The organism is Dysgonomonas gadei ATCC BAA-286 (genome assembly GCF_000213555.1).
Lineage (GTDB): Bacteria > Bacteroidota > Bacteroidia > Bacteroidales > Dysgonomonadaceae > Dysgonomonas > Dysgonomonas gadei.
The window spans coordinates 1-11,533 of the sequence record NZ_GL891983.1 but is presented as its reverse complement, the minus strand read 5'-3'; the positions used below and the strand labels follow the sequence as shown (position 1 = coordinate 11,533).

The 11,533-nt window shown below is 40.6% G+C and carries 8 protein-coding genes and 1 rRNA gene; 6 read left to right on the top strand and 3 right to left on the bottom strand.

Annotated elements, in window-relative coordinates:
• Positions 1-593: 593 nt before the first annotated feature.
• From HMPREF9455_RS10145 to HMPREF9455_RS10130, 4 genes are all read left to right on the top strand, one after another.
• Complete coding sequence (locus HMPREF9455_RS10145; RefSeq protein ID WP_006799592.1) at positions 594-1,763, top strand: efflux RND transporter periplasmic adaptor subunit; 1,170 nt, start codon at positions 594-596, stop codon at positions 1,761-1,763.
• On the top strand, positions 1,763-4,921 hold the full coding sequence (locus HMPREF9455_RS10140; protein ID WP_006799591.1) for an efflux RND transporter permease subunit: 3,159 nt from the start codon (positions 1,763-1,765) through the stop codon (positions 4,919-4,921). Before HMPREF9455_RS10145 ends, HMPREF9455_RS10140 begins: the two co-directional genes overlap by 1 nt.
• Positions 4,914-6,290, top strand: coding sequence for an efflux transporter outer membrane subunit (locus HMPREF9455_RS10135; protein ID WP_006799590.1), 1,377 nt, complete (start codon positions 4,914-4,916; stop codon positions 6,288-6,290). Before HMPREF9455_RS10140 ends, HMPREF9455_RS10135 begins: the two co-directional genes overlap by 8 nt.
• A 284-nt stretch (positions 6,291-6,574) precedes the next feature.
• Positions 6,575-7,381, top strand: coding sequence for an alpha/beta hydrolase (locus tag HMPREF9455_RS10130; RefSeq protein ID WP_006799589.1), 807 nt, complete (start codon positions 6,575-6,577; stop codon positions 7,379-7,381).
• 62 nt (positions 7,382-7,443) lie between these two features.
• Here the strand turns inward: HMPREF9455_RS10130 and HMPREF9455_RS10125 are convergent, their stop codons facing one another.
• The 3 genes from HMPREF9455_RS10125 to HMPREF9455_RS10115 form a co-directional block, all read right to left on the bottom strand.
• Positions 7,444-7,836, bottom strand: coding sequence for an HIT family protein (locus tag HMPREF9455_RS10125; protein ID WP_006799588.1), 393 nt, complete (start codon positions 7,834-7,836; stop codon positions 7,444-7,446).
• 6 nt (positions 7,837-7,842) lie between these two features.
• Entirely contained in the window at positions 7,843-8,310 is a 468-nt protein-coding gene (gene greA / locus HMPREF9455_RS10120) for a transcription elongation factor GreA (protein ID WP_006799587.1), read from the bottom strand.
• Positions 8,311-8,479: 169 nt separating this feature from the next.
• The gene (locus HMPREF9455_RS10115; protein ID WP_006799586.1) at positions 8,480-9,655 is read right to left on the bottom strand and encodes a TlpA disulfide reductase family protein; all 1,176 of its coding nucleotides are present in this window, start codon (positions 9,653-9,655) and stop codon (positions 8,480-8,482) included.
• Positions 9,656-9,934: 279 nt separating this feature from the next.
• Between HMPREF9455_RS10115 and HMPREF9455_RS10110 the strand changes: the two genes are divergently transcribed.
• Both HMPREF9455_RS10110 and HMPREF9455_RS10105 read left to right on the top strand, forming a co-directional pair.
• Entirely contained in the window at positions 9,935-10,972 is a 1,038-nt protein-coding gene (locus HMPREF9455_RS10110; protein ID WP_006799585.1) for a hypothetical protein, read from the top strand.
• A gap of 389 nt (positions 10,973-11,361) precedes the next feature.
• A 16S ribosomal RNA gene (locus HMPREF9455_RS10105) occupies positions 11,362-11,533 on the top strand; the annotation flags it as partial.

Sequence of the window (11,533 nt, the reverse complement as noted above, 5' to 3'; positions counted from 1 at the left end):
TCTCTCTCTCTCTCTCTCTCTCTCTCTCTCTCTCTCTCTCTCTCTCTCTAACAAAACAGAGATAACTTCCAAATTTTCAGTAAGAAAACCGGAAGATAAAATTGTTCTGTTTTGAGATTTTATCTGTATAAGTATCAAAAGAGTTTTTTGTTTCACCAGTGTATATTTCAATTTGATCTGATTAAATTAAATGGATAGAAATAATCATTTTGTTTCATGGTTATCTTTTATTCACAATACAAATATGAGAAGTCCTATCTTGTTTTGACTTAAAAGAATATGTAAATGTTACCTTTTTGTTATGCAAACGATTGCACGTGTGTAATATCTATTTATTATTGAATTTTAGAGTCTTTTAAGGCTGCGATTCATACTATTTATTAAATGATTAAGTTAAAGTTTAATCAATATTCTATAAATTTGCGCATATTTTAGGGCTGTTTATACTGTAAACAATTCATCTGTAGAAAGTGTTCTTTACTAAAATGAAATGTCTCGCATTTTCATACAGGCGATATCTGGCATTGTGCTTTATAAATGATGAAAGATAAAAATCGCATACCCATTAACAGGTGTGCTGCAACACATTATATATGAATAATATTAGACGTACTTTAGCCGCAACTTTACTCTGTACACTATTATTGAGTGCGTGTAAAAAGGCATCAGTTGATCCCCCTATTGTCGAAGTAGAGCCTGTAGCAACAGACAATATCGAAATTTATGGAGAATATGTAGGATTAATAAGGGCTTCCCGCAATGTAGAGATACATGCAAGGGTGGAAGGTTTTCTTGAAAAAATGACTTTCAGTGAAGGGAAAGAAGTAAAGGCAAACGAACCATTGTTCTACATTAATGATAAACCTTACAAGGCCAGAGTAGAAAAAGCAAAAGCTCAACTAAAAAGGGATGAGGCTCAGGAATTGAAAGCCGAGAGCGACCTCAAGCGTATAGAACCGTTATATAATCAGAATGCGGCCAGCCGTCTCGATTTGGATAATGCAGTAGCGGCATTGAATATGGCTAAGGCCGATGTGGCGATGAGCAAGGCTGATTTGGAACAGGCTGAGCTACAGCTTAGCTATACTGTAGTTCGCTCGCCATTGTCCGGCTATATAAGTGAACGATATGTGGATATAGGGACACTGGTAGGCAATTCAAAATCGTTGCTGGCAACCGTTGTTAAACGCGATACGGTACTTGTCGATTTTAAACTTACATCACTGGATTATCTGCGTAGCCAGAGAAGAAACGTGCATCTCGGAGAACTGGATACTACCCGTTCGTGGCAGCCCACCGTTATCGTAACACTGGCAGATAATTCGGTCTATAATGAAAAAGGTGTTGTTGACTTTGCATCACCCCAAGTGGACCCGAAGACCGGCACTTTCGGCGTGCGTGCCGAATTACCGAATCCTAACCAGGTGCTTCTTCCCGGACAATTTACACGGGTTAAACTATTACTCGATGTCTTGGAAAATGTAGTAGTTGTTCCCCGGAAAGCAATTTCGATAGAAAAGGGCGGTGCTTTTATATTTGTTGTACGCCCTGATAGTATAATAGAAAAGAGATATGTCGAAACCGGACCTGAACAGGATAACAAAATAGTAGTTACACGTGGGCTTTCGGCAGGCGAAAATATTGTAGTTGAAGGTTATCAGAAACTTGTACATGGTCAGAAAGCAATTCCCCGTACAAAGGAAGAAGAGCAAAAAATCATAGATCAGGAAAAAAATAAAGAAACGAAGAAGGAGGATAAATAATGAAGCCCGGATTTTTTATAGAAAGGCCTGTTTTATCTACCGTACTTTCTTTATTGATTGTTATAATCGGTATTATAGGTTTAGTTTTATTGCCGATAGAGCAATATCCGCAGATAACGCCTCCGGTGGTAAAGATAGGAGCATCTTATCCGGGGGCGAATGCCACAACTGTGTCGCAGGCTGTGGCCACCCCTATAGAACAGGAATTGAATGGTACTCCGGGTATGATCTACATGGAGTCGAGTAGTTCCAACTCGGGAGGATTATCTATTACTGTAACATTCGATGTAAGCACAAATGCAGACCTTGCGGCGGTTGAGATACAAAACAGGGTAAAACTGGCCGAGAGCCGCTTGCCTGCTGAGGTATTACAAAGTGGTATCACAGTAGAGAAGCAGGCGCCGGGGCAGTTATTGACCATTGCTCTGACTTCGGATGACCCCAAATATGATGAGATATACCTGAGTAATTATGCCACAATAAATATACTGGATGTGATCAGGCGTATCCCCGGAGTGGGGCGTGTATCCAATGTCGGCAGCCGTTATTACGGTATGCAGATATGGGTATATCCCGACCGGTTGGCAAGTTTCGGCTTGACGATAAAAGATTTGCAGGATGCATTGAAAGACCAGAACAGGGAGTCGGCGGCAGGAGAATTGGGTAAGCAACCCATTGTAAATGTCGATGTGGCAATGCCTATTACAGCGCAAGGGCGTTTGTCTACAGTCAGCCAGTTTGAAGATATTGTGGTGAGGGCGAATAATGACGGATCATTTATTCGTATGCGTGATGTAGCAAGGGTTTCTCTTGAGGCATCATCTTATAGTACCGAAAGCGGACTGAACGGGAAATATGCCACCATGCTGAGCATATATATGCTTCCGGGCGCCAATGCCATGCAAGTGGCCGAAGAGGTAAAAGAAGCTATGGTACAGATAAAACAAGACTTCCCCGAAGGGCTCGATTATCTGATTCCTTTCGATATGACGGAGTATATCGGGGAGTCTATCCATGAAGTATATAAAACGTTATTTGAGGCTTTGGCGCTTGTTATTATAGTTGTGTTCCTTTCGTTACAAAACTGGCGTGCCTCTATCATCCCTATTGTCGCTGTACCGATATCCCTGATAGGTACATTCGGTTTTATGTTGGCAATGGGTTTCTCCCTGAATATGCTGACCCTGTTAGGGTTGGTACTGTCTATCGGTATTGTTGTCGATGATGCGATTGTGGTTGTGGAGAATGTGGAGCGGATTATGGCGGAAAAGAAGATAGGAGCGAGGGAGGCAACGCATCTGGCGATGAACCAGTTGGCGGGAGCGCTGATTGCGACGTCTCTGGTATTGGCAGCCGTATTTGTTCCTGTTAGTTTTCTCGATGGTATTACAGGTTCTCTTTACAGGCAGTTTTCGGTAACAATAGTTGTTTCTGTATTGATATCGGCAGTGGTTGCACTAACATTAAGTCCTGCCATGTGTGCTTTAATCTTGCGTCCCGAGGAGGAAGGTAAAAAGAAGAATGTTGTTTTCCGTAAGATAAATAACTGGTTAGCTACAGGGAATAGTAAATATGCAAATATACTGATGAAGGTTATCAGTAATCCCCGCCGTGTTTTAGCGGGCTTCGGGATGGTAATGGTTTTTATATTTGTGCTGAATAAGGTTGTTCCTACCAGTTTCATACCGCAGGAAGATCAGGGTTATTTTACAGTAGAGCTTGAAATGCCTGAAGGAACTACTTTGGAGCGTATGCGTACTGTTACCGACAGGGCTATCGGATACGTTGACTCCCTCGACGATGTGGAGTATGTGCAAAATGTAACAGGTTCCAGCCCCCGGGTAGGAACAAATCAGGGGCGCACCACGCTGACCGTAATTCTGAAATCGTGGAAGGAAAGGAAAAAAGGCGTAGATGAGGTCATGCGCGATGTACAGAAAGAGTTTTATAATTATCCGGAGATCAGGTCGTTTGTCTCCCGTCCTCCTGTTATCCCCGGGTTAGGGTCTGCCGGAGGGGTGGAAATGAAGCTACAGGCAAAATCCGATGCACAATGGGATGATCTGGTGTCGGCTACAGATACATTTATGTATTATGCGGAGAAATCGAAGCTAATATCGAATGTGTCATCCTCCTTACAATCTGAAATTCCTCAGTTGTATTTCGATGTGGACAGGGATCAGGCCATGTTGCTGGGAGTACCTATGTCGGATATCTTTTCTACAATGAAGGCTTATCTGGGTTCGGTGTATGTGAACGACTTTAATATGTTTAACCGTATATATAAAGTTTATATACAGGCCGATCAATCGTACAGGGCTACGGCTAACGATATAAACCTGTTCTTTGTAAAGACCAAGACGGGTGATATGGTTCCTCTTACTGCATTAGGGAAGACAAGCTATACCACAGGTCCGGGTAATATCACCCGATTCAACATGTATACATCTGCATCTATGCAGGTGACACCCTCGGCCGGGCACAGTTCCGGGCAGGTTATGCATGAAATACAGCGTATAGCGAAAGAACATTTGCCTGAAAATATAGGCGTGGCATGGAGCGGATTATCGTTTCAGGAACAGAAAGCCAGCGGGCAGACAGGGATCGTGCTGGGACTGGTATTTCTTTTCGTATTCCTTTTCCTTGCCGCTTTGTACGAAAGCTGGACGGTACCTATTTCAGTCTTGCTGTCCCTGCCTATTGCGGCATTGGGTGCATTTTTAGGGATATGGGCTTTAGGGCTCGACAATGATATTTATTTTCAGATAGGACTCGTAGCTCTTATCGGTCTTGCCGCTAAAAATGCGATATTGATAGTCGAATTTGCGAAAGAGCAGGTGGATTCAGGTATGCAGCCGATATTTGCAGCTATGCAGGCAGCGAAACTGCGTTTCCGTCCTATTCTGATGACGTCGCTGGCTTTTGTACTGGGTATGCTGCCTATGGTGATAGCTTCCGGTCCGGGGTCTGCAAGCAGGCATTCGATTGGTACAGGTGTGTTTTTCGGTATGATTATAGCTATTACATTTGGTATAATTCTGGTGCCGTTTTTCTTTGTGTTAGTTTATAAATTTAAAGAAAAACTAAGAATTCCTGAATTGAAATTCCCTAAGTTCTTGAAAATTAAAAAGCTGATAAAAAGGAATGAAAATGAGTAAACCCAAATATATATTGATTATTTCTGTTATTTTGTTGTCGTCCTGTAAGATAGGCCAGAAGTATGAGCAGCCGGAGATGAATATGCCTAAGGCTTTTGATGCCGGAAGTATGGCTACTGGCGATGCATCTGATATCGGCTGGAGTACGCTATACTCCGATACCGTTTTGCAGGGATTGATTACCAAGGCTCTCGGCCATAATAAAGATATGCTTGTTGCTGTGGCCCGTATAAAAGAAATGGCTGCCAAAAAACGTATCTCTTTTGCAAATTTATTTCCTGAGATTGGAGGTGAACTTGCCGGACAAAAAGAACATCTGAACTATGGAGGAGACAACAGTAAATATACTCCTGAACTGCGGGCAAACCTGAACGTATCGTGGGAGTTGGATGTCTGGGGCAAACTCCGTTGGGCAAATGATGCGGGCGTGGCCGCTTATATGCAGACAGTGGAGGCGCAAAGAGCCCTGCACCTGACCATTGTGGCACAGGTAGCCCAATCTTATTTTGAACTGAAAGCGCTTGACCGTGAATTGGAAATAGTAAAACAAACGTTGGAAGCCCGCCGCGAGGGTGTCCGCTTTGCCAAATTGCGGTACGAGGGAGGTCTGACATCGGAAATACCATACCGGCAGAGTCTGGTGGAACTTGCACGTACCGAAACACTGATCCCTAATCTGGAAAATGAAATAAAGCTGAAAGAGAACGATTTGTTTGTTCTGGTCGGAGAATTTCCATCCGGCTCTATACCGAGGGTAGGAGGCGATATAAATCATCAGTTAATTCCTCAAAGCCTGCCTGTGGATATGCCTTCATCCCTCCTGAAGCGGCGTCCGGATATGATACAGGCAGAACAAAAGCTAATAGAGACGAATGCTCGTGTAGGTATTGCTTATACGGAGATGTTTCCATCTCTGAACTTAACAGGGCGTTTGGGCGGAGAGAACGATGAGTTGTCTAATTTTCTAAAAAGCCCTACATGGTTTATTTCCGGCGTTCTTACAGGTCCAATATTCAATATGGGAAAAAATAAAGCGGCGCATAATGCCGCAAAGGCCGCTTATGAACAAGAAGTATATACTTACGAGAAGTCTGTTCTGGAAGCATTTAAAGAAGTGAATAATTCCATTGTGACTTTTAATAAGATGAAAGAAGTATATCGTTCGCAGGAGGCATTGTACAACTCGGCTAAATCGTACCATGAACTGGCTAAATTGCAGTATGTAAACGGCGTTATCAGCTATATTGACCTGCTGGATGCACAACGTCAGTTCTTCGATGCCGAGATAGCCCTTAATACTGCTATCCTGAATGAATTATCCTCAATGGTAGGCTTATATAAGGTATTGGGGGGTGGAGTAGTAAGATAAACTACGCTAATAGGATTATTTATAGAGTTGGATGTTTATAAAATCTCTCAAAGTTTATCTATATCTAAACAAGCATTTGTTTTTATATAGATGAGTTCTTTGATATTTTGGGAGATGGAAAACAAAAGAAAAGGTGACAATATAGAATTGGGTAAAATGTGTTACCTTTGTTACTTTTTGGGGAAGTTACGAGTAGACAAGATACGAGTTGTTGACTGCTAACTGTAAAATGTGTTACCTTTGTTACCTATAAATTTCTAATCTTAAATTATTATATAAACTATATGAAAAAAAGTTTGATCATAATCTTCCTTTTCTGTGCTTTGACCATAACTGCGCAGAATACATATGAACTGAAAAGGGATATACCTTATACCGGCGCTGCCGAAACGGATGCATACCGTAAGGAGCGTTGTAAACTGGATATATACTATCCCGTGGATAAGAAAGATTTTCCTGTGGTGGTCTGGTTTCATGGCGGAGGCCTTGAAGGCGGGGAAAAGCATATCCCGAACGAACTGAAGAAAAAAGGTATCGCGGTAGTGGCAGTCAATTACCGCCTTAGCCCGAAAGCTACAAATCCTGCGTATATAGAGGATGCTGCCGCTTCGGTTGCCTGGGTTTTCAGGAACATCGCTTCGTATGGCGGTAGTATAGGTGATATTTATGTATCGGGGCATTCTGCCGGGGGCTATCTTACTCTTATGGTCGGACTGGATAAGAGTTATCTTGAAAAGTACGGAATTGATGCGGATAAGATAAAGGGGCTGGTGCCTATCAGTGGCCAGACTAATACGCATTACACGATAAGGAAAGAACGGGGGATACCTCAAAACCTTCCTATAGTTGATGCTTATGCACCATTGAATCAGGCACGGGCAGGCATTCCTCCTATTTTATTAATTTCGGGAGACCGTAATCTGGAAATGACAGCGCGCTATGAAGAGAACCTGCATATGGAAGCTATCCTGAAGTCATTTGGAAATAAAGATGTGACCATGTACGAAGTACAGGGCTTTGATCACGGGGGAGTGGGAGGTCCCGGTTGTTTGCTCTTGCTCGATTGGATAAAGAGATATAGTAAGAAATAAGACATAACAAATAGGGCAGAAACCTTATGATTCCTGCCCTTCCTATTTTGAAATAAATCTTATCAGATATTTTCTCTAATCGTCCGGGCAATCTCTTCGAATTCAGCTTGCTCCAGCTTTACTCTGGGATTGGATAGCAGCATGTCCGATTCCTTATTTATCGGAATCAGGTGTATATGTGCATGAGGAACTTCCATTCCTATAACCATTAGGCCGATGCGTTGGCATGGAACAGCCTTTTCGATGGCCTTGGCAACTTTCTTGGCAAAGATATTCATCTCGCCTATGGCTGCATCGTCCAAATCGAAGATATAATCCACCTCCTGTTTAGGAATGACCAGAGTGTGACCTTTAGCCATAGGATTTATATCAAGGAAGGCAAAGAATTTCTCATCCTCTGCCACCTTGTAAGAAGGTATCTCACCGGCTGCTATTCTACTAAAGATACTAGCCATCAGCTGTTAGATAGAGATGTTTACGATTTCGAAACTCATCATTCCCGAAGGAACTTTTATTTCGGCGACATCACCCACTTTTTTGCCCATAAGGCCCTGTGCAACAGGAGTGCTTACTGCAATCTTGTTTTCTTTCAGGTTTGCCTCACTTTCAGCTACAAGGGTATATGTCATCTGCTGATTGTTCTTTGTGTTACGTATAGTTACCTTGTTTAGTATCTGTACTACATCGATCCCTATCGCCTCTTCGTTTATTATACGGGCGTTTGCCAACAGATTTTTCATCTGGGCTATTTTTGCCTCAAGCAATCCCTGAGCTTCTTTGGCTGCATCGTATTCGGCATTTTCCGACAGATCGCCTTTATCACGGGCTTCAGCTATTTGTTTCGAGATAGCCGGCCTTTCGCTCTCCAGAGCGCTGATTTCTTCTTTCAACTTTTTGTAACCGTCTTCGGTCATGTAAGTGATAGCCATGGTAATTAAAGTTAAATTAGTTAGTGACTATTATTTCATTTGATTTTTTAAAGCGACAAAAAGAAAAAGAATCCTTGCCGTATAGGCCAGAACTCCTTTTCCTTTTTTCAATCTATTACAAGCAAAGATAAGGTATAATTTTTATACCGTCAAAATATTTAGAGAACTTTTATAATAATTTTTGAACTTCAGAAGATAAATCATCCGTGGATAATACCCTTTTTACGATCTCTCCTTTTTTATTGATAATGAAAGTAGTTGGGAATCCCTGAATGTTATACTTTGTCAGTAAATCGGAAGCCAATGACTTGTCGTCTCTTACGCAAATCCAAGGAAGGTTTACAGCACTGTTTTGCCAGGCATGCACATCAGTGTCGAATGAAACCTGATATACTTCAATATTTCCCTTATGCTTTTCATAAGCCTTATTGAGCAGGATGTTATGCGCCGGGGAAAAGTCTGTTTGATATGCTGTAAAGTCCAGTATGACTACTTTTCCTTGCAACGAGGAAAGACTTATATTCTTGTTATGCCTATCAGGTAAGGTTATATTATAATATGTAGCATGGTCTGTAACTTCCGATGTTGCGATTTTGTTTATCGCTTCTTCCTGACCAGCTATTTTGCGAATTTCAGCCAGAGCAGATAGAGTGAAATTTTTCAGATTGGCTGTGCGGGGAGACGTCGGATATTGTGTATCCCATACTGTAGCTACAGCTTGGAATGCAGTTATGTCTTTTTTGTTGTATGGGTCGAAAATCAAATAGTTATCCACTTTTTGGAAAAGCGCAAAATAAGCCGCTAAACTTTTATAATCGGAATATATAAGGTCTTTAGCCTTGGTTTTGTACTCATTCACTCCATCTTGTACAGCCGCAATATATTCATCTTGTGATATTTCTTTACTTTCAAATTTCTTTTTCAGTTCGGAGAAGGTTTGGCTTAGCTTGTTTTGAGCCAGAACTATGTCTTTTATTTTAGCCGAACCACTAGAGCCATCAACAGTGTAATCCAGGGCAAATGTTTCTTTCGGTGCATTTACGGTAATAGTCTCTATTGAGTCTACTGCCAGGTTGATTGTTTGTCCGTTTAGCTTTAGTAAATAAAATTCAGGATAACCAACATTTACCTCTGTGAATTTGAAATTACCATCTTTATCTAATTTCACAGAATCAATTATAGTTGTTTCGGTAAGAGATCTTTTCTCCAGATATAGTGTAGTTGTGTCGGCATTACTTATTTTTCCCTCAATAGTAAATTGAGGCTTCTTGTCTTTGCATGATGCAAATGATACTAATAAAGCAATAGCCGGGATTGTGATTTTTGATAAAAGAGACGTTTTCATGTATAATGTTGTATTATAAGCAAATCAAAGTATATATTGATGTATTATTTAACTATTATATATTATAGAAGTAAAAAAACTTTATCTATATATTTCAGACCAGCAAAGATATTAATTATAATCAAATCTATTTATTTTGATTTTTATAAAATGATATTTTTTCTGACCTGAGATAATAATTGTATTGATTTTATCGTATAATAGTTAAAACCATTTTGATTTCTTCTCAGGTTACGTTATATTTATTACTGTATTAATCAACTGAAAAAGTCTGTTACTATGCATAGGATAACAATTTTCTTATCATTTTTCATTTATGGCATCTGTTTAGTTTATTCTCAGGATTCGGTCAAGGTGGAGAAACTGGATATTATATATTTGAAAAATGGTAAGACGATAAAAGGAAAACTTGTGAAACAGCAATTCGGAACTATAAGTGTAAAAATCACAGATAGTATTTCGCAGAAAGAAAATATAGTGATATATCAACAAGGGGATGTGAAAAAAATAGAGGAAGGAAGTTTAGAGAAGGCTGATGGAGGATTATCGAAGACAGATTTACAAAGTTATATAGAGGGAAGCCCTGATTCGAAGAGGAAAGGACAGCCGCAACCGATGACCGGAGGCGTTGTCGGCATGCCTTCAAATCCTACACAAAGTTTAACCCCGGAACAATCACCGCATGAGGATATTCTCAGGCAAGTTCAACAACCGGGAGGTAATATATCGATGCCTGTGATGGTTGACCAGCCTGTGATAATCGATGGTGCCCGGGCTGCAAGTCCGGATGAATATTTTGACCCTTTTAGCGTCCCAAGACCCAAGCGGAGGGAGAAGGTATGGAATCGGGAAATAAAAGGATTCCGGGTTTTTCTTGATTATGCTTATATACATGGTATTGGTAAAACAAAGAATCACCGGTTCGAATATGGAACATCTATAGGCTATCAGTTTAATCCGATTTTTTATGTAGGTGCGGGAACAAGTTATACTATGACTTTAAATAAAAAGGATTCATCTCTGCCCATCTTTATCAATCCACGTATTAATTTTCTGGATGACAATACTACTCCTTTTTGGGATATAAAGGTCGGATATTCGGGTGCTATGGGAAAAGGTTTTTATTTTAGTACTTCCTTCGGGGTAAGTATTGCAAAGCAAGGACGTAGTGCATGGAATATTGGACTTGTTTATTCATTGCAAAAGGCGACGTATTATGAATGGTCTGATGTGGAACCCGATAAAAGAGTGGCGATCAAACCTACATATCATGGATTGGCTTTGAAACTTACTTATGAGTTCGGTATAGGTCGGTAAATTTTATGCTTTTTATGGGGCTTGTTTGTTCTGGTTTTAACAACATGTTGTATTCTAGGTGTATACTTTGATTTTACAATGTTTGTCTAAAAAATATTTCAAAAAAAGGTTTCATAAAGTTTGGAGTGTAAGGAATTGTTTTCTACTTTTGCACCCGCTTTACCACTAAAGGGCACGTTTAAAGAAGGGTGTTTTGCGTAGGGCGGAAGAGCGATCTTTGAAGGAACTGAAATAACAACATTATAGAGTGTAGTACACAATTTGGGTTTTTATTAAATTAAATATCCGGAAAAAAGCTAGAGATAGTTAAAAAAGGTGCTACCGTCAATTACTATTACCCAATAGTAAAGAAAGCTTGAACAGGATCAAAAGGTTTAAAAAAAGAATATACAAAGAAGAGTTTGATCCTGGCTCAGGATGAACGCTAGCGATAGGCCTAACACATGCAAGTCGAGGGGCAGCATAGGGTAGCAATACTTTGATGGCGACCGGCGCACGGGTGAGTAACGCGTATGCAACCTACCTATAACAGGGGAATAACCCGGAGAAATTCGGACTAAT